This window comes from Candidatus Merdisoma sp. HCP28S3_D10 (assembly GCF_052065835.1).
Taxonomy (GTDB): Bacteria; Bacillota; Clostridia; order Lachnospirales; family Lachnospiraceae; genus Laedolimicola.
This window is the reverse complement of the sequence record NZ_JBQHTG010000001.1, coordinates 101,287-119,257: the sequence shown is the minus strand read 5'-3', so window position 1 is coordinate 119,257 and position 17,971 is coordinate 101,287. Positions and strand designations below refer to the sequence as shown.

At 52.7% G+C, this 17,971-nt stretch carries 16 protein-coding genes; 13 read left to right on the top strand and 3 right to left on the bottom strand.

Translation table 11 applies throughout. From position 1 onward, the window contains the following. Nucleotide 1: 1 nt before the first annotated feature. The 9 genes from thiH (at nt 2) to ACTNCH_RS00490 (ending at nt 7,694) form a co-directional block, all read left to right on the top strand. Nucleotides 2–1,255 carry a 2-iminoacetate synthase ThiH gene (gene thiH / locus ACTNCH_RS00530; RefSeq protein ID WP_441015829.1) on the top strand — a complete coding sequence of 418 codons (1,254 nt, stop codon included), beginning with the start codon at nt 2–4 and terminating at the stop codon, nt 1,253–1,255. Beyond that, nucleotides 1,248–1,880: a thiamine phosphate synthase gene (locus tag ACTNCH_RS00525; RefSeq protein WP_441015832.1), complete on the top strand. Its 633-nt coding sequence runs from the start codon at nt 1,248–1,250 to the stop codon at nt 1,878–1,880. The genes thiH and ACTNCH_RS00525 overlap by 8 nt, the downstream gene beginning before the upstream one ends. Nucleotide 1,881: 1 nt before the next feature. Next, nucleotides 1,882–2,526, top strand: coding sequence for a thiamine phosphate synthase (gene thiE / locus ACTNCH_RS00520; RefSeq protein WP_441015835.1), 645 nt, complete (start codon nt 1,882–1,884; stop codon nt 2,524–2,526). Between the two features lie 86 nt (nt 2,527–2,612). After that, nucleotides 2,613–3,419, top strand: a complete 807-nt coding sequence (gene thiD / locus ACTNCH_RS00515; RefSeq protein WP_441015838.1) for a bifunctional hydroxymethylpyrimidine kinase/phosphomethylpyrimidine kinase — start codon at nt 2,613–2,615, stop codon at nt 3,417–3,419. A gap of 1 nt (nt 3,420) precedes the next feature. Beyond that, nucleotides 3,421–4,590: a putative hydroxymethylpyrimidine transporter CytX gene (gene cytX / locus ACTNCH_RS00510; RefSeq protein WP_441015841.1), complete on the top strand. Its 1,170-nt coding sequence runs from the start codon at nt 3,421–3,423 to the stop codon at nt 4,588–4,590. 211 nt (nt 4,591–4,801) lie between these two features. Further along, nucleotides 4,802–5,293: an N-acetyltransferase family protein gene (locus ACTNCH_RS00505; RefSeq protein ID WP_441015844.1), complete on the top strand. Its 492-nt coding sequence runs from the start codon at nt 4,802–4,804 to the stop codon at nt 5,291–5,293. Between the two features lie 87 nt (nt 5,294–5,380). Further along, nucleotides 5,381–6,088: a hypothetical protein gene (locus tag ACTNCH_RS00500; RefSeq protein ID WP_441015846.1), complete on the top strand. Its 708-nt coding sequence runs from the start codon at nt 5,381–5,383 to the stop codon at nt 6,086–6,088. A 72-nt stretch (nt 6,089–6,160) separates the two neighbouring features. Beyond that, nucleotides 6,161–7,093, top strand: a complete 933-nt coding sequence (locus ACTNCH_RS00495; RefSeq protein ID WP_441015848.1) for an AEC family transporter — start codon at nt 6,161–6,163, stop codon at nt 7,091–7,093. Between the two features lie 13 nt (nt 7,094–7,106). Further along, complete coding sequence (locus tag ACTNCH_RS00490) at nt 7,107–7,694, top strand: HD domain-containing protein (protein ID WP_158362958.1); 588 nt, start codon at nt 7,107–7,109, stop codon at nt 7,692–7,694. Nucleotides 7,695–7,744: 50 nt separating this feature from the next. On the opposite strand, the gene ACTNCH_RS00485 is transcribed toward ACTNCH_RS00490, so the two are convergent. Then, entirely contained in the window at nt 7,745–9,475 is a 1,731-nt protein-coding gene (locus ACTNCH_RS00485) for an ABC transporter ATP-binding protein (protein ID WP_441015850.1), read from the bottom strand. Nucleotides 9,476–9,479: 4 nt separating this feature from the next. After that, nucleotides 9,480–11,180, bottom strand: a complete 1,701-nt coding sequence (locus ACTNCH_RS00480) for an ABC transporter ATP-binding protein (RefSeq protein WP_441015852.1) — start codon at nt 11,178–11,180, stop codon at nt 9,480–9,482. 181 nt (nt 11,181–11,361) lie between these two features. Between ACTNCH_RS00480 and xylB the strand changes: the two genes are divergently transcribed. Beyond that, nucleotides 11,362–12,849, top strand: a complete 1,488-nt coding sequence (gene xylB, locus ACTNCH_RS00475; protein WP_441015854.1) for a xylulokinase — start codon at nt 11,362–11,364, stop codon at nt 12,847–12,849. Nucleotides 12,850–12,930: 81 nt separating this feature from the next. On the opposite strand, the gene htpG is transcribed toward xylB, so the two are convergent. Beyond that, complete coding sequence (htpG, locus tag ACTNCH_RS00470; protein WP_441015856.1) at nt 12,931–14,982, bottom strand: molecular chaperone HtpG; 2,052 nt, start codon at nt 14,980–14,982, stop codon at nt 12,931–12,933. A 293-nt stretch (nt 14,983–15,275) separates the two neighbouring features. On the opposite strand from htpG, the gene ACTNCH_RS00465 reads away from it, so the two are divergent. From ACTNCH_RS00465 to ACTNCH_RS00455, 3 genes are read left to right on the top strand one after another with little or no spacing between them, the layout of a single operon-like run. Beyond that, nucleotides 15,276–16,061 carry a GDSL-type esterase/lipase family protein gene (locus ACTNCH_RS00465; protein WP_441015858.1) on the top strand — a complete coding sequence of 262 codons (786 nt, stop codon included), beginning with the start codon at nt 15,276–15,278 and terminating at the stop codon, nt 16,059–16,061. Next, nucleotides 16,058–16,543: a DUF4358 domain-containing protein gene (locus tag ACTNCH_RS00460; protein WP_441015861.1), complete on the top strand. Its 486-nt coding sequence runs from the start codon at nt 16,058–16,060 to the stop codon at nt 16,541–16,543. Before ACTNCH_RS00465 ends, ACTNCH_RS00460 begins: the two co-directional genes overlap by 4 nt. A 21-nt stretch (nt 16,544–16,564) precedes the next feature. Then, a complete protein-coding gene (locus ACTNCH_RS00455) occupies nt 16,565–17,956 on the top strand; it encodes an MBOAT family O-acyltransferase (protein WP_441015864.1) in 1,392 nt (463 codons plus the stop codon). Nucleotides 17,957–17,971: the final 15 nt, after the last annotated feature.

Below are 17,971 nucleotides of genomic sequence, written 5' to 3'. Positions count from 1 at the left end.
CATGGAAAATCAGTTCTTTGTAGACTCGGAATATCTTTCCGAAAAAGCGCTGGCGAAGAAGCATAAGCTGGAGACGGATCCCTCCTCCAGAACCAACCATATGGAATATATGCCGGGCATGGAGCAGATCGACTCGGACATCTGTGAGAAGGTCATGTCCCAGGTGGCGTCCTATGATTATCAAACGTACACAGAGAAGGATGTAAAGGCAGCCCTGGAGCACCGTACCTGCTCCGTGGAGGATTTTAAGGCTTTGTTATCTCCGGCGGCGGAACCCTTCCTGGAGCAGATGGCAGAGCGGGCCAGATGGGAGACCAGTAAGCACTTCGGCAATACGGTGTATCTGTTTACGCCTCTTTATATCGCCAATTACTGTGAAAATTACTGTGTATATTGTGGCTTCAACTGCTATAACCACATTAACCGCATGAAGCTCAATATGGAGCAGATCGAGAAAGAAATGAAGGTTATCGCCGACAGCGGTATGGAGGAGATCCTGATTCTGACCGGTGAGAGCCGTGGTAAGAGCGGCGTCGATTATATCGGCGAGGCCTGTAAGCTGGCAAAGAAGTATTTCCGGATGGTGGGGCTGGAGATTTATCCGGTCAATTCCGATGAATACCGGTATCTTCATGAATGCGGCGCAGACTACGTGACGGTATTTCAGGAGACCTATGATACGGATAAGTATGAAACGCTGCATCTGATGGGACACAAGCGTGTATGGCCCTACCGGTTCAACGCCCAGGAGCGGGCACTGATGGGCGGCATGCGCGGCGTGGGCTTTTCGGCGCTTCTGGGGCTGTCGGATTTTCATAGGGACGCGCTGGCAAGCGCGCTGCATGTCTATTATCTGCAGCGGAAATATCCCCATGCGGAAATGTCCCTGTCCTGTCCGAGACTGCGTCCGATTATCAACAACGATAAGATCAATCCGCTGGACGTCCATGAAAAGCAGCTGTGCCAGATTATCTGCGCGTACCGGATCTTTCTGCCCTACGTGGGGATCACCGTATCCTCCCGGGAGAGCGCGTCCTTCCGGAACGGGATCGTGAAGATTGCGGCGACGAAGGTGTCTGCAGGCGTATCCACCGGTATCGGGGATCATGAGAGTAAATATAGCGGCAAGGACGACGGAACAGAGACCGGCGACGAGCAGTTTGAGATCAACGATGGGCGGAGCTTTGAGACCATGTATGAAGATATCACGGAGGAAGGACTTCAGCCGGTGCTGAATGATTATGTGTATGTCTAATGTGTTAGTGATTACAAACCGTAAGCTTTGCAAAGATGATTTTTTGGGGCGTATAAAAGCGCTGGCTGCGGCGGGACCCAGGGGTATCATTCTGCGGGAAAAGGATTTGCCGGAGGCGGAATATCTGGAACTGGCGCGTCAGACGGCAGAAATTTGCGACAGATATCAGACGCCCTGTGTTCTGCACAGCTTTCCGGGTATAGCTCTGGAGCTGGGTGTAAAGCGGCTCCACCTGCCGCTGCCTATCCTGCGGAACTTATCCCCGGATGAGCGGGCGTATTTTACCGTGCTGGGCGCGTCCTGTCATTCCGCGGAGGACGCCCGGGAGGCGGAAACCTTGGGGTGTACCTATATCACTGCGGGGCATGTATTTGACACAGACTGCAAAAAAGGACTGCCCGGGCGGGGTCTGGAGTTTTTGAAACAGGTGTGTGAAAGCGTGAAGATCCCCGTGTATGCCATCGGTGGAATCGCTCCGGAGAATTATAAAGCGGTGATGGCTATAGGGGCAGCAGGCGTGTGCGTCATGAGCGGCGCTATGGTATGTGAAGCGCCGGGACGCTATCTGTCAGCCTTTTCAGAAAAGACAGAACAGGCAGCGAACACACAGAAGGGGATAAGATAGAATGAAATTTAAGAAAGAGATGCTGCTGCTCTATGCGGTGACGGATCGGCACTGGACCGGCGGACAGACGCTGGAAGAGCAGATTGAGGAAGCTCTGGCGGGAGGCGTGACGATCCTGCAGCTGCGGGAAAAGAAGCTTTCGGAGGAGGAATTTCTGCAGGAAGCTATCCGGGTAAAGGAAATCTGTCATCGCCACGGCGTCCCGCTGATTATCAACGATAACGTGGAGGTAGCCCTGAAAAGCGGCGCAGACGGCGTCCACGTGGGGATCGAGGACGCTCCGGTCAGTGAGATTCGCGCCCGGGTTCCGGCAGACTTTATCATTGGGGCCACCTGTAAGACGGTAGAGCAGGCGAAGAAGGCAGAGCAGGCAGGCGCGGACTATATGGGCGTAGGAGCCGTATTTCCATCGCCTACCAAGACAACGGCTATTCGGATTACCAGGGAGCAGCTCTGTGAAATCTGTACCTCTGTACAGATTCCGGCGGTGGCCATCGGCGGTATCACTGCAGAGAATATCACAGAGATCCGGGGCGGCGGCATGGCCGGCGCGGCTGTGGTTTCCGCCATCTTCGGAGCAGAGGATATTAAAAAGGCAGCGGGAGAGCTGAAGGAAAAGGTAAAAGAGGTAGTAACGGGCGCATAAAGCCCGTGAAAGCGGCAGACCGGGGGCACCACTCTCTGTCGCGATAGAAAAATAATGCGAAAACAAAGGAAAAGAGGAAAACACAAATGAGAACAGCATTATCAATCGCAGGCAGCGATTCCTGCGGAGGCGCCGGCATTCAGGCAGATCTGAAGACCATGACCATGAATGGAGTGTACGCGATGACAGCGGTTACCGCACTGACAGCGCAGAACACCACCGGCGTAAGAGCAATCCAGGAGGCAACTCCGGAATTTTTGGGACAGCAGATTGACGCGGTATTCGAGGATATTTTCCCGGATGCGGTCAAAATCGGAATGGTATCCGCAAGCGAACTGATTCGTGTCATTGCAAAGAAGCTGCGTGATTACGAGGCGAAGCATATCGTGGTAGATCCGGTCATGGTAGCTACCAGCGGCTCGGTGCTTCTGAAGACAGATGCGGTGGAGACACTGGAAAAGGAGCTGCTGCCTCTGGCAGAGGTGGTAACGCCCAATATCCCGGAGGCGGAGATTCTGTCCGGTATGGCTATTAAAACCAAAGAAGATATGCTGGAGGCGGCAAAGAAAATCAGCAAAACCTACGGCTGCGCCGTTTTATTAAAGGGCGGGCACAGTATCAATGACGCCAACGACTATCTCTATGCAAATGGGGAAGGCCACTGGTTCGAAGGCAAGCGCATCGACAATCCCAATACCCATGGAACCGGCTGTACCCTTTCCAGCGCGATTGCTTCCAATCTGGCCAAGGGCTATAAACTTCCGGAAGCGGTAAAGCGGGCGAAGGATTATATCTCCGGCGCGCTGGGAGCCATGCTGGATCTTGGCAAGGGATCCGGCCCTATGAAGCATGCCTTTGATCTGACGGGCGAATTTGCGAAGGAGGTGCGGTAAGATGACAGAAAAGCGTACTTCTGTATTTGAAAACGGTCTTATCTGGTTCGGAGCCGGAGTCTCGATTGCGGAGATTCTGACAGGAACTTATCTTGCGGATCTGGGCTTCGGAAAAGGTTTGCTGGCTATTATCGTAGGCCACATCATCGGCTGTACCATGTTGTTCTTATCCGGTCTCATCGGCGGAAAGGTGCGAAGAAGCGCCATGGAAACGGCAAAGATGAGCTTTGGAAGCAGGGGCGGACTGCTCTTTTCCGCATTGAATGTGATTCAGCTGGTGGGCTGGACGGCTATTATGATTTATGACGGAGCCCTGGCGGCGGACGGTATCCTGGGCGTGGGCAACTGGGTCTGGTGTTTGCTGATTGGCGGCCTGATTATCGTGTGGATTCTCATCGGTATTGAGAACCTGGGCAAGGTAAATACGGTGGCCATGGCGGCGCTCTTTATCCTGACCATACTGTTAAGCTTTGTAATCTTCGGACACGGCGGCGCGGCCGTCACAGGAGGAGAAGGCATGACTTTTGGCGCAGCCGTAGAGCTTTCCGTAGCCATGCCGCTGTCCTGGCTGCCCCTGATTAGCGATTATACCAGAGAGGCGGAAAAACCGGTGCAGGCGACAGCGGTCAGCGCAGTCGTTTACGGCCTGGTAAGCTGCTGGATGTATGTGATTGGTATGGGAGCCGCGATTTTTACCGGAGAGTCGGATATCGCGCAGATTATGGTAAAGGCCGGATTGGGGATCGCAGGCCTTCTGATCATTGTATTCTCCACTGTGACCACCACCTTCCTGGACGCGTACTCCGCAGGTATTTCCAGCGAGTCCCTGGGAGAGAAGATCCATGGAAAATGGGTAGCGGTTGTGGTGACTGTGATCGGTATCGCAGGAGCCATCCTGTTCCCCATGGACGATATCACGGACTTCCTGTATTTCATCGGATCTGTTTTTGCGCCGATGATTGCCATTCAGATTGCGGATTTCTTTATTCTGAAAAAGGCAGAGAGCAAAAGAGCCTTTGAGTGGAAGACGCTGGTGGTGTGGCTTCTGGGCTTTATCATTTACCGGTGGCTGATGAATGTGGACATGGTCGTAGGTAATACCCTGCCGGATATGGTGGTTACCATTGTGCTCTACGTAGCTGCAGAGAAGCTGGCGGGAGAGAAGAAGTAGGCCTTACATAAAAGAATGGAAAGATGGGTAACACCTGATAAAAACGGGATCGGAGAAAGGAATCTCCGATTCCGCTTTTTATTTGCCTGTCAGCGTGGTAAAATAAAACAAGCTTACCATTCCGGAACCGGAAGAGGTGGCGGAATGGTTGAGTGGGTAGACGTCTACAAGGAAATTCAGTAATGATATTTGCTTAGGAGGAGTTTTTAATATGAACATGAAAATCAGAGCATATACCGAAGCCGATCTCCTGTCCATGATCCGCATTTGGAACGAAGTGGTGGAGGATGGCGTAGCCTTCCCGCAGGAGGAATTTTTAACACTGGAGACAGGAAAAGATTTTTTTGCGGTTCAGACCTACAATGCCGTAGCTGAGGATGTCGATACCGGAAAGATCTGTGGTCTCTATATTTTGCATCCAAATAATATCGGTCGCTGCGGCCACATCTGTAATGCCAGCTACGCAGTTAGCCGGGATTACAGAGGTCTCCATATCGGCGAAAAGCTGGTATCCGATTGTCTCATACAGGGTAAGGCTCATGGCTTTCGTGTTATGCAGTTCAATGCCGTGGTGGCTTCCAATATCCATGCCCGCCACCTCTACGAGCGTCTGGGCTTCGTACAGCTGGGCATCATCCCGAAGGGATTCCGCATGAAGGACGGTCACTATGAGGATATCTGTCCCTACTATCATGAACTGTAAACCTGTGGGATAAAATTCTGCTTTTCTGTAGTAAACCTGAAAAAGAAGCGTTTATATAAGTAAAGGGAAGAAAAGGAGGATTATTCTATGAAAAAATTACACCGTATGTTATTGCTCGCGGCCGCAGCAGCCACATTTTTGACAGCCTGCGCCAGAAGCGCGCAGACTCAGGACACCGTCGGAGCCGAGCCCCAGGTACAGACCGCCGACGCAGCGTCTGAAGAGGAGAGCACCGATGGTTCCGGTGACGCGGTCACACTGCCCGAACTCACGGAATCTCGCCCGGTGGGTTATGCGCCCTGTGTCCGGGTGAACGGCGTCATTTACCAGGATACTGGGTTCTTAAGCAGCATGGTCGGCTGCGGTAATATGGACGGAAAGATTACCACTTCGGTGGAAAGCACTCAGCTGCCTGCCAAAGACGATGAAGCCAATTTCGGAAAAGGGTATGGCTACCAGTTCGGCGCGGACGACACCCTGCTTGTGTACTGGGACGACGAACCCCATATTTTCCGGAATGTGGATTCTGCGGATACGTCGATCCCGGCAGAGGTACTGCATTTCACGGCCGAGGTAAAGGAAGTAAACGAGGGAAATCTTCTGGTGACCTACATCGCTGTGGCCGACGGCTTTCAGAAAATGTCCGCAGGCGACTATGTGGTTTCCGCAGATAATTTGATGGACGAGGTACAGACCGGCGACACCGTGGAGATCTGGTTTAGCGGTTATATCCGGGAGACCTACCCGGCCCAGATAGGTCAGGCCTATCGGATTGAGAAGATAGACGCAAAATAAAAGATACATACCTACGCAAAGAGAACCTTCTGTGTTATAATGAATCTTAGTGTTATAACGCAGGGGGTTTTTATGAATACATTTGGAATACTGATGAGCCAGATGGAGCAGATGGTGATTTACGTGCTCCTGGGTGTCCTTCTGGTCAGAACAAAAGTATGGAATCATGATAAGCTGGGCGTGCTGGCCGCGTTTGTGCTGAAGCTGGCATTGCCGATGATGATTTTTATCAATATCGTAAACGGCGTGACTAGGGAAATTCTGATGGAATCTCTGCCGGTTGTCTATAGTACCGTGATTTTCTATGTGCTGATTTTCATTGTTGCTCTGGGAACAGAGAAGCTTTTGGGACTGCAGGGAGATAGGGCAAAGGTCTATCGTGCCATGTGCATGTTTGGAAATGTCGGTTTTATGGGAATTCCGATTGTGACCAGCATTTTCCCGGAAAATGGAATGGTCTATATCTCGATCTATATGATGATTGACGCACTGGTGCTCTGGACCGTGGGAGCGCAACTTACTTCATCCGATGGAAAAGGTACGTTTCAACTGAAAAAAATGGTAAATCCGGTTACCGTGGCGGTTGCTCTGGCGGTGCTTATGATACTTCTGGGACTGTCCCTGCCCGATGTCATGAATACAGCGTTTCAGAAGACCGGCGCGACAGCCACTCCGCTGGCTATGATTTATCTGGGCGGGCTTTTCGCCTGCATTGACATCCGCTGTTATCTGAAAAATTGGGAGCTTTACGGCATTGTACTGGTAAAAATGTGTCTGGTTCCGGTGGCCTTTTATCTGCTGCTGGGGCTACTTTCGGTCTCCGGGGAAATCAGGCTTACCATGGCTCTGATTACCGGTATGCCCTCCATGTCGGCCCTTGTCATGATGGCGAAGTCGTCGGGCACAGAGGGAGATTACGCCATGGGCGGCGTTTTTGTGACGACCCTGTGTTCGCTGGTGACGCTTCCGGCAGTCTGCTGGTTTTTACAGAATATACAGAAATAAAGGAGAAAAACTCATGGACGAGCGCTTAAAACAACAGCTCGATTTCGCCTTAGAAATCGACAAAGAAAAAAATATCTTCCGGCAGACCCATCTGTCCGGACACGGAAGAAATGAAAATGACGCGGAGCATGCCTGGCATATGGCGATTATGGCATACCTTCTGCAGGAATATGCCAATGAACCGGTGGACATCGGCCGGGTCATGCTCATGTGCCTGATTCATGATATTGTAGAAATTGACGCGGGAGATACCTATGCCTACGATACAGAGGGACTGAAAACCCAGAAGGCCAGGGAGGACGCAGCCAAGGAGCGGATCTTCTCTCTGCTTCCGGAGGATCAGAAGCAGAAATTGACGCAGTTGTTTGATGAATTTGAAGAATTCCAGACGCCGGAATCCAAGTTTGCCCACGCCATGGACAACCTGCAGCCATTGCTGCTGAACAACAGCAATGGAGGCGGAGACTGGAGAGAACACGGCGTGTCGGCAAAGCAGGTCTATGGCAGACAGCAAAAGACCAGACAGGGCTCGGAGAAGCTCTATCAGGTGACGGATCAGATCCTGAAGGAGCATATCCGGAAGGGCAATCTGAAAGAATAGAAGATAGAAGAGTAAAAGTGTATGAAAAAACGAGTGCAGGCTGTGAACCCTTAAGCTTCCGGAATATCTGCGTTACCGTGAAGAGTAAAGGTTCTGCCAAACTCTGCCGAGGTTCGGTGCGAGATGGAAAGCACGGTGCGGTTCTCGGAGACGCGGCGCAGGGCGTGAAGCACATGCTGCTCAGTTTCCGCGTCCAGATTGGCGGTGATTTCGTCCAGGAGCAGAAGCTCCGGATCCGAGACCGCCGCCCGGGCGATGGAGAGAAGCTGCCACTGGCCCTGGGAGAAGAGCTCCGGTGTGCAGGGGGTGTCGTAGCCCTGCGCCAGATGCGAAATGGCGTCGGCAAGGCCGGTGAGGCATGCGGCCTTCTGAACGGCTTCGTCTGAGATAGCCGGATCAAACAGGGTAATCTGATCCCGGACCGTTCCGGGAACCATATGGAAGGACTGTTCCACGTAGCCAAAAAGCTTTCGGCGGGCGGCCTCCGGGATAGAGGCAGCCGGAACGCCGTGGATCCGGACCTGCCCGGAATCCGGCTGATAGAGTCCCAGAAGCAGCTTGAACAGGGTACTTTTTCCGGCTCCGGTGCGGCCGAGAAGCGTCAGCTGGTCGCCGGTCTCCACAGTCAGGTTCAGGTGGCTCAGGATGGGCTTGTTCCCGTCGTAGGAGAAGGTGACGTCGCGAAATTCGACGAAGGGCGCGTCCGGGAAAGCCTGTATGTCAGCGTGGGAATTTGTCGTTTCAGGCTTCGCAGAAGCTGCAGAAACGGAAGCATTTGCCTCGACCGGCTCTTTATCCGGCAGCCCGAAAAACTCCTGAATCCGGTGAAGACCCGCCACCGCCGACTGAATAGTCTGAATCTCCATTCCCAGACTCTCCACCGGAGAGAAGATCTGGGAAATATAGTTCATGACGGCCACAGCGGTACCGGCGGACATACCAAAGAGTGTCAGCACCCGGGGATTGCCCGAAGCGGATAAAAGCATGACCAGCGCTGCCACGATGGCGTTTAGAATCAGGATGACCGGGGAGTAGATGGCGTCGTAGAAATTGGTCCGCTCCATGGCCCGGTAGCTGTCGCCGATGTAGCAGTCATATTGCTGCTCCATGTAGCGCTCCTTGCCGAGCACGTGGATAGTGCGGATATTGTGCAGGGTCTCCGGCACGTGGGCGGAGGCGCGGCTGACGGCCTTGCGGTTCTCGATCTGGGCGGTCAGCATATTTTTTTGCACATGGCGGGTAAAGGCGAACAGCAGGGGCAGCAGGAGCAGGAAAATCAGCGCCAGGCCCTTGTTCCGGAACCAGATAACCGTCAGAATACTTAAGATCTTGCAGGTGTCCGCGAAGATGCTGATGATGCCGGAGGTGAAGAGATTTTCCACCGTGTCCACATCGCCTACGAAGCGGGACACCACAGCACCCGGCTCCTGAAGGTTTAGCTCTTCCACGGAAAGCCGCACGAATTTAGCCATCAGACGGCTTCGAAGGGCGTGGGTAATCTGCTGTCCGCAGACCGTCAGCAGACCCTCACGGACAGATTCCAGGATCCCGGTCAGGGCCAGCATGGCGAAATAGAGCAGAATCAGAAGCAGGGAGGGCATGGTTCTAAGGGTCAGCGTATCGATGATATGTCCCAGCACCAGCGGCGGCACCAGAGCAGTCAGGATGGCCCCGCAGACCGAGAGCAGGATGCCGGAGACAAGGAACCGGTGCTGCGCCAGGGTGGAGAGAATGATCTGGCGGACAGAGGGTGTTTCGTTATGTTTCTTTGCGTGCCGCATGATGTTATACCTCCTGTCCTTGCTTATTTTTTATGGGTGGTTCTTTGTGAGTTTTCACAACCGCGCGCCCTTCATTCAGCCAGATAACCTGTTCCAGCTCTGAAAACAGATACAGTCGATGGGAAATCAGAATCACCACCGCGTCTGTCGTGTAAGCTCTCAGATTTTCGAAAATCTGCCGCTCTGTATTCCGATCCAGCGCGGAAAACGGGTCGTCCAGAATAAGAACGGGCTTCTTATGGCAGAGCGTCCGTGCAAGCGCCAGCCGCTGTGCCTGGCCGCCGGAGAGTCTTACGCCGCCATTTCCCACAAGAGTCTCTATGCCATCCGGCATCTTGCGGATTTCCTCATCCAGGCAGACCAGACGCAGGTATTCCCAGGCGTCGCCTTCCTCTCCCATCAGGATATTATGTTCGATGGTATCGTTAAAAAGCTCCGGGTCGTGCCCCAGATATCCGATTTCCCCAAGCCGGGTGCGTTCGTCCATTTCCGCAAGCTCTTTATTTCCCAGGCGGATGCTGCCCCGGTAGGGATATTCGCAGAGAAAGGCTTTGCCGAGGGAGGATTTTCCGCAGGCCACCGGGCCGGTGACGCCGATGATCTGACCGGGCCTTGCGGCAAATGAGACATCGGAAAACAGCGTTTCATTTCCCGGGTAGGCGAAGCCAAGCCCCTGTACCGTAAGGACTGCAGGCACGCCTGTCTCCGGTGTGTCGGGCGTCTCCGGCGCGTACATCAGGGGCCTTATGCGCTTCCAGGACACCTGCGCCTTATGCACCGCGTTGAAGAGCTTGGCCGCGCTGGAGGACTTCACCGCAAGCCTGGTAAAGCAGGAGATAAAGGTAGTGAAGGCCGCGATATCCCAGGCCGTCCAGCCCTGGCCCAGCACATTGCGCCCGCCGAAATACAGGATGAAGACCAATGCTGCCATGGAGATAATCCGGTAAATGGGCGGCAGGGAGGCGCTCCAGATATTGGCCCGGACGGCGGAGCGCTCGTAGGCGGAAAGATTTTCCTCGTAAGCGGCCATACGTTCCGGCTCGCAGCCGAAGACCCGATAGGTGACCGCGTTGGCAGCGCGATCGAGGGTGGCGGCGCTTAAAGCCCCGGACTGCTCCTTATAGGCCGCGCCGGTCCGCTGCACGATGACCTTCATTTTCTCCGCAATCACATAGGAGACCGGCGGGAAAATCATACTGATTAGGGCCAGCCGCCAGTCGTAGAAGAGCAGCATGCCAGCGTAAGCCAGCAGGGCCACGCCCGTATCAAAGAGTTCCGTGGTGAACTTCCGTATGCCCTCGGCGCAGTCGTCCACGTCCAGAATGGCCTTGGTCATCATAGTTCCGGCCCCCTCTTCAGACAGGGCCCGGCGGCTTTTCTGCACCAGGCTGCCGTAGAGGGTATGCTTCATCCGCCGGTTTACGTTGTTGGCGAAACGGCGCACGTAGAAGCGCTTGATATAGCGAGAACTCTGCACTACGCCGATGGCGAGCACATAGGCCAGCACTAGGGTCAGCATATCCGAAAAGAACTTCTTCCCATTTAAAATGTCGATGAGGCAGGCCGCCATTTTCCCCTCGAACCAGGGACCGGCCAGCAGGCCCAGATTATAGATGAGTCCCGACACTGTGACAGCCAGCAGAACCTTCCATTCTGCCTGAAAATAGGACAGCACACGGTCGGAGCGGAACTTGTTATTTGCCATAAAAGAAACCCTTTCTTTTGTGAAAAACATACTAAAAAAAGCATAGTACAGTGACGAAAAGTTGTCAATAAAAACAGAACGGTCGTTGCAGGAGGTTTACAGATTCCCCTTCCCGGGAGTATAATAGAAACCGGCAAGAAAGTATTGGGAAATATTATAACTACAAGGAGGAGAAGATAAAATGGAACAGTTTCTGATTGCACATGATTTGGGAACCTCGGGGGATAAGGCGACGCTCTTTACCACAGAGGGACGGCAGGTTCGAAGCTACACCGCATCCTATGATGTGCATTTCTTTCACGGTAATTACGCGGAGCAGGATCCGGAAAACTGGTGGGACGCAGTCTGCGAGGCCACAAAGGCCGTATTGGACGGGGAGGACGCAAGCCGGGTAGCGGCTATGTCCTTCAGTGCCCAGATGCAGGGCTGTCTGCCGGTAGATAAGAACGGAAGACCCCTCAGGGATTCTATGATCTGGGCGGATATGCGCGCGGTCAAAGAGGCGAAGCAGCTGGAGGACGCCATCGGCGCCGACCGGATTTATCAGATTACCGGACACCGGGTAGCGGCCAGCTATAGCATTGAGAAGCTCATGTGGCTGAAAGCCAATGAGCCGGAGGTCTATGAGAAGACCTATAAAATGCTGCAGGCCAAGGATTATATTATCCAGAGAGCGACAGGTGAGTTTGTGACCGATTATTCCGACGCGTCCGGCACCCAGGCGCTGGATCTTCGGAAGCTGGAGTGGTCAGATGAGATTTTAAATGCGGCAGGCATTGACAAGGAGAAGCTGCCGACCTTAAAGCGTTCCATTGATGTGGCAGGCTATATTCAGGACAGGGTAGCCGGTGAAATCGGGCTTCCCGCAGGTACTCCGGTGGTCTGTGGCGGCGGCGATGGCCCGGTGTCCGCAGTGGGCGCAGCCTGCATTAAGGACGGAGAGTTTTACCTGACCTACGGAACCTCCGCATGGATCGGCGGAACCACCACAGAGCCCTTTATTGACCCGGATAAGACTGTATTCTGCTTTGCCCATGTAATCCCGGGCAAATACATGCCCTGCGGAACCATGCAGGCGGCAGGCAGCTCCTATGCGTATATACGGCGGGCTCTCTGCGACGATATGCCCTACGACGAGATGAACAAGCTCATCGAGAAATCCCCGGCGGGCGCGCAGAATCTGATTTTCCTGCCTTATATGCTGGGTGAGCGGAGCCCCCGTTGGAATCCGGACACCAGCGCGGCATTTCTGGGAATCAAGCCGGAGCATGAAAAGAAGGATTATGTGCGCGCGGTGATTGAGGGAATCGCCATGAACATGGAGCTGATTCTGAAGGCCTATCGGAAGCAGGTGAAGATTGAGCAGATGAACCTGACCGGAGGCGGAGCCAAGGGCGAGGTGGTAACCCAGATCCTGGCAGATGTGCTGAACGTGAAATTTGATATGCCGGACTGCGTGGAAGCGGCCACTTCCATCGGCGCGGCAGTTATCGCAGGCGTCGGCGTGGGCGTCTTCGACAGCTTCGATGAGATCAAGCGTTTCCTGAAATTCGAGAAGCACGTAGAACCGAAGAAAGAAAACCAGAAAGTTTACGAGGAGCTGAAGCCGGTCTTTGATGAGGCATATCACTGCCTGGTTCCGCTGTATGAGAAATTTGCGAAACTGTAAATAAAAGGAAAATATAGAATGAAAAGAAGAGTCTCCCGCGGGAGGCTCTTCTTTATGGAACAGGAAATTCCGATGGTTACTTTATTTTGCCAGCAGCATCATAATCTCATTACTTCTGCTGATGAACTTGGTCATCTTCTCCGGCGCCAGCGGCTGGTGGCTGATCATAGCCAGATCGTAAAGCTGCTCGCAGAACAGATTCACATGTTCGCCGTCCTTGTGCTCCAGAATGTACTGAACCAGCTTGTTGTTGGCGTTCAGGACCAGAGTTTCTCCACCGCCGAACATACCCAGATCCATGCCGTTCATGCTGTACATCTTCATCATATCCTGCATTCTGCGGCTTTCCTCGGAGAGGGTAATCATGGAGGAGATATTCTCATTCTTCATCTTCTCTACCTTCACGTCCAGCTTGTCATTGCCGAGAGCCTTTCGGAAGATTTCAGTCAGGGAATCGGTGGACTCCTTCAGCTCTGCCTCGTCTGTAGCCTCTACAAAGTCTTCGGTCAGGTCCGCGTCGATCCGCTGGAACTTGATCTTGTCATTCTTCATTTCCAGATGGGAAATGAAGGGAGCGTCGATGTTGTGCTTCAGGATGACGGCGTTCTTGCCTTCCTCGCGGAAGAGATTGATATACTGGCTCTGCTGTACCTCGTCGGTTACATAGAAGATGGTCGTCTTTTCCGGCTCCTTCTCCTCAGTATCCGCCTGCTTGTCGTCCGGGTTTTCCACCACGTCCACATCAGCGGCTTCCTCCTCCGGAACCAGATCCTTCAGAGTCTGATACCTGCCGTCCAGATCCTTGAACAGGATATAATCGCTCATCTTGTCACAGAATTTCTCATCCTTCAGGCAGCCGAATTTGATAAACGGGCTGATGTCGTCCCAGTATTTCTCGTAGGTTTCCCGATCGGTCTTGCACATACCGGTGAGCTTGTCTGCTACCTTCTTGGAGATGTAATCGGAAATCTTCTTTACAAAGCCGTCGTTCTGCAGGGCGCTTCGGGATACGTTCAGCGGCAGATCCGGGCAGTCGATGACGCCCTTTAAGAGCATCAGGAATTCCGGAATGACTTCCTTGATATTATCTGCGATAAATACCTGGTTGTTGTACAGCTTGATGGTTCCCTCGATGGAATCATACTCCGTATTGATCTTCGGGAAGTACAGGATACCCTTCAGGTTAAAGGGATAATCCATGTTCAGGTGAATCCAGAACAGAGGCTCCTTATAATCCTGGAACACCTTGCGGTAAAAGGCCTTGTATTCCTCGTCAGAGCACTCATTGGGGTGCTTGGTCCACAGCGGGTGGATATCGCTTAAGGAAACGGGACGCTTGTTGATCTTGACCCGATCCCGGGCCGGGGATACCTCTTTGGTCTCCTTGGTGCCGTCCTCTTTTTCGATCTCCTCCGTCTTGGCGTCCTCATGGATATGCTCTACCACCACGTCGTCTTCGCGTAACTCGGACTCGTCGATGGTTTCGTATTCCTGTTCCGCATTTGCCTTCTCCAGGAAAATCTCTACAGGCATGAAGGAGCAGTACTTACTGATAACCTCCCGGGCGCGGTATTCATTGGCGAACTCCAGGCAGTCCTCATTGAGGAACAGGGTAATCTCTGTACCGATCTCTGTGCGGGTTCCTTCGGACATATCGTACTCGGTGCCGCCGTCACATTCCCAGTGAACCGGCTTTGCGCCCTCCTGATAGGAAAGGGTATCGATATGAACCTCGTCCGCTACCATGAAGGCAGAGTAAAAGCCCAGTCCGAAATGACCGATGATCTGATCGTCGTTGGCCTTGTCCTTGTATTTCTCCAGGAAATCAGCCGCGCCGGAAAAGGCGATCTGGTTGATGTATTCTTCGACCTCGTCTGCCGTCATGCCCAGTCCGGTATCGATGAATTTCAGTGTTTTCTCCTCCGGGTTAACCACCACGCGGACGCTGTCCTTATGTCCCTCCGGATAGGTGTATTCGCCAATCAAGGAAAGCTTTTTGAGCTTCGTGATAGCGTCGCAGCCGTTGGAAATCAGCTCGCGGAAAAAGATATCGTGGTCGGAATAGAGCCACTTTTTGATAATCGGGAAAATATTTTCACTGTTAATGGAAAGGCTTCCATGTGTATTTGCCATTGCAATTCACTCCTTTTATAATGATGTTTCATACTGATAGATATTGTACCGCCGCGGATTTGAAAAGTCAATAGAAAATTAGCACTCTTACAATGTGAGTGCTAACAAAAATTTATAAACTTTCTTAAAAATCTATAAACAGAGAGAAGGTGGGTATGTTATAATAAAAAAGATGAAACTAAATGACGTCGTTATCCGTCTATCTATAGAAAGAAAAAAATATCTGTGATACATAAATAAAATTTTAAACAGGTAACATTTTATATAGAAAACAGACGGAGACGATGCGGCAGATGGCAGGAAGAAAGAGACGGAAAAGAAGAATGCACCGGCAAAGGATAAGGGGAATTTATACGCTGCTGCTGGTAATGGCGGCAGGCGGTATTTTGATATACAGCGGACAGACAGGGAGCGGGAAGAAAACGGAAGAGTACCCTGCGGTGTCCTGGATTGAGGCGCAGGAAAAGGAAAATGTAAAAGCAATAGAGGCGAAGCTGGCGGCAAAGGAAACGGCGGAACAGGAGACCGAAGCGGGAACGGCAGACAAAGGCTCGGTGGTGGAGCGCTTTGAGGGCGCGGTTCTGGTAGGGGATTCGGTGGCGACCGGCTTTCTGGATTACCAGATTCTCGACGCGGATTCCATTGTGGCACTGCGGGGGCTTCGGACGGATACCGCGGGGAAAGAGATCCGAAAGGCTCTGGATTTGACGCCGAAGGTTTTGTTCCTGTCTATCGGTTTAAACGATCTGGAATACTGTCGGGGAGACAGCGGGCTTTTTATCCGGCGTTACGAAGAACGGCTGCAGGAAATCCGGGAGGCGGATCCGGATCTGCCCATCTACATCAACGGCATTCTGCCCGTGCTGCCGGAGGCGGTAGAAAAAAAGCAGGCGCTGGCAGATGTGGATACCTTTAATCAGGCATTGAAACAGATGTGTATAAAATGGAAGCTGACCTACATCGACAACAGTCAGCTGCTGGTCGGACATGAGGACTGGTATCAGAAGGATGCGGTGCATCTGAAAAGTGCGCCCTATCCGCTCTGGCTCGCGCATATGGAGGAGGCGGCAGGCTTATGAGAGACAGGATATTACAGCTGGCAAAGCTATTGCTGCTGGTGCTCCTGATTTGGGGCGGCTCTCTGGCGGTAAAGGGAACCGCCAGACAGGTGGATTTCGGGAAGCTGCAGGCAGATGTGGAAGCTGCCGCGGAGGTATCGGGGTTAAATCAGGAAAACGCGCAGCTGCTGCGGCGGTTCTACGGACTGAACGGCGGGGAACTAGTTCACTGGATCCTGTATACAGCCCAGGACAATATGTCCGTAGAGGAGCTTCTGCTGGTGGAATGCAGCTCGGAAAGCCAGGCGGAACAGGTGCTGGAGGCTGCCCGAGAGCGGAAGGCCACCCAGATAAAAAACTTTGAGGGCTATGGTCCGGAACAGGTGCAGCTTCTGAATCAGAGCGTTCTTCGAAGCGATGGCGTCTATGTGCTGTTCGCCGTATCCGATCAGGCTGCCGGGATTAAAAAGGCCTACCGGAAGGATTTGTTTCGGACAGACTAGACGAGAATTTAGGAGCATACTATGGTTTTCAGCAGTATTGTATTTTTATTTGCGTTTCTGCCGCCGGTGCTGGCGGTGTATTATCTGGCGCCTGTAAGACTCCGGAATCTGGTGTTGCTGGCTGCGAGCCTCATTTTCTATGCCTGGGGAGAGCCGGTCTATATCGGCCTGATGGTCTACAGCATCCTATGGAATTATGTGATGGGTCTGGACATTGCCAGGCAGCGGGAGAAGGGAAAACAGGGAAGGGGAAGCCTGACCCTGGGGATTCTGGTGAATCTTCTGATTCTGGGATTTTTCAAATACTACGGATTCCTGGCGGAGAATCTGTATCACTGGTTCGCCCTGCAGCTTCCGGATCTGAGCTTTAGCCTGCCGATTGGTCTGTCCTTTTACACCTTCCAGTCTATTTCCTATCTGGCGGATGTGTATCGGGGAAAGGCCAGACGGCAGACCAACCTGATTTCCTTCGGCCTCTACATCTCCATGTTTCCCCAGCTGGTGGCGGGCCCCATCGTTCAGTACGCGGACGTGGACGCCCAGCTTCAGCAGCGGAACATGTCCTGGAATAAGTTTGGAATCGGCGTCCGGTATTTTGTGGCGGGGCTTTCTAAGAAGGTGCTCCTGGCCAACAACCTGGGCATGATGTATCAGGAGCTCACAGGATTATCCTCCCTGTCCGTGCTTTCAGCCTGGCTGGGAGTTCTTGCCTATACCCTTCAGATTTATTTTGATTTCAGCGGTTATTCGGATATGGCCATTGGCCTCGGGAAAATGCTGGGCTTCGATTTCCGGCCCAATTTCAATTATCCTTATTGCGCTAAAAGCATTACGGATTTCTGGCGGCGATGGCATATTTCCCTGAGCTCCTGGTTCCGGGAATACGTCTATATTCCGCTGGGCGGTAACCGGGTAACCACCGGGCGGCATATCTTCAACCTGCTGGTGGTCTGGTTCTGTACGGGACTCTGGCACGGAGCAAGCTGGAATTTTGTGGTCTGGGGCCTGTATTACGGAATTTTGCTGATTTTTGAAAAATATGTATTAAAAGGAAAGATAGAAAAATTGCCACTTCTGGGACATCTCTATACCCTGTTCCTGGTCATGGTTGGCTGGGTATTTTTCTTCCGTCCGAATCTGTCCGCGGCAGGACAGTATCTGGCGGTGATGTTCGGACAGGGCGCGGTAGGCGCGGTGGATACGGCGGGACTTTATTATCTGACGACCGGTCTCGTTCTCTTCCTTCTGGCGGTGCTTTTTTCTACGCCGCTTCCCTTTGGGCTCTTAAGAAAGCTGGAGAAAAATGAGTGGTGGGACGGACTGATCCTGGCCGGATATTTGGCGCTGTTTTTACTGGCGGTGGCCTATCTTATCCGGGATACCTACAATCCGTTTCTGTATTTCCGATTTTAAAGGATGGATTTGCGT

Coding starts and splice junctions, on each gene's coding strand:
- thiH (WP_441015829.1), top strand. CDS start 2: ATGGAAAATCAGTTCTTTGTAGACTCGGAATATCTTTCCGAAAAAGCG.
- ACTNCH_RS00525 (WP_441015832.1), top strand. CDS start 1,248: ATGTCTAATGTGTTAGTGATTACAAACCGTAAGCTTTGCAAAGATGAT.
- thiE (WP_441015835.1), top strand. CDS start 1,882: ATGAAATTTAAGAAAGAGATGCTGCTGCTCTATGCGGTGACGGATCGG.
- thiD (WP_441015838.1), top strand. CDS start 2,613: ATGAGAACAGCATTATCAATCGCAGGCAGCGATTCCTGCGGAGGCGCC.
- cytX (WP_441015841.1), top strand. CDS start 3,421: ATGACAGAAAAGCGTACTTCTGTATTTGAAAACGGTCTTATCTGGTTC.
- ACTNCH_RS00505 (WP_441015844.1), top strand. CDS start 4,802: ATGAACATGAAAATCAGAGCATATACCGAAGCCGATCTCCTGTCCATG.
- ACTNCH_RS00500 (WP_441015846.1), top strand. CDS start 5,381: ATGAAAAAATTACACCGTATGTTATTGCTCGCGGCCGCAGCAGCCACA.
- ACTNCH_RS00495 (WP_441015848.1), top strand. CDS start 6,161: ATGAATACATTTGGAATACTGATGAGCCAGATGGAGCAGATGGTGATT.
- ACTNCH_RS00490 (WP_158362958.1), top strand. CDS start 7,107: ATGGACGAGCGCTTAAAACAACAGCTCGATTTCGCCTTAGAAATCGAC.
- ACTNCH_RS00485 (WP_441015850.1), bottom strand. CDS start 9,475: ATGCGGCACGCAAAGAAACATAACGAAACACCCTCTGTCCGCCAGATC.
- ACTNCH_RS00480 (WP_441015852.1), bottom strand. CDS start 11,180: ATGGCAAATAACAAGTTCCGCTCCGACCGTGTGCTGTCCTATTTTCAG.
- xylB (WP_441015854.1), top strand. CDS start 11,362: ATGGAACAGTTTCTGATTGCACATGATTTGGGAACCTCGGGGGATAAG.
- htpG (WP_441015856.1), bottom strand. CDS start 14,982: ATGGCAAATACACATGGAAGCCTTTCCATTAACAGTGAAAATATTTTC.
- ACTNCH_RS00465 (WP_441015858.1), top strand. CDS start 15,276: ATGGCAGGAAGAAAGAGACGGAAAAGAAGAATGCACCGGCAAAGGATA.
- ACTNCH_RS00460 (WP_441015861.1), top strand. CDS start 16,058: ATGAGAGACAGGATATTACAGCTGGCAAAGCTATTGCTGCTGGTGCTC.
- ACTNCH_RS00455 (WP_441015864.1), top strand. CDS start 16,565: ATGGTTTTCAGCAGTATTGTATTTTTATTTGCGTTTCTGCCGCCGGTG.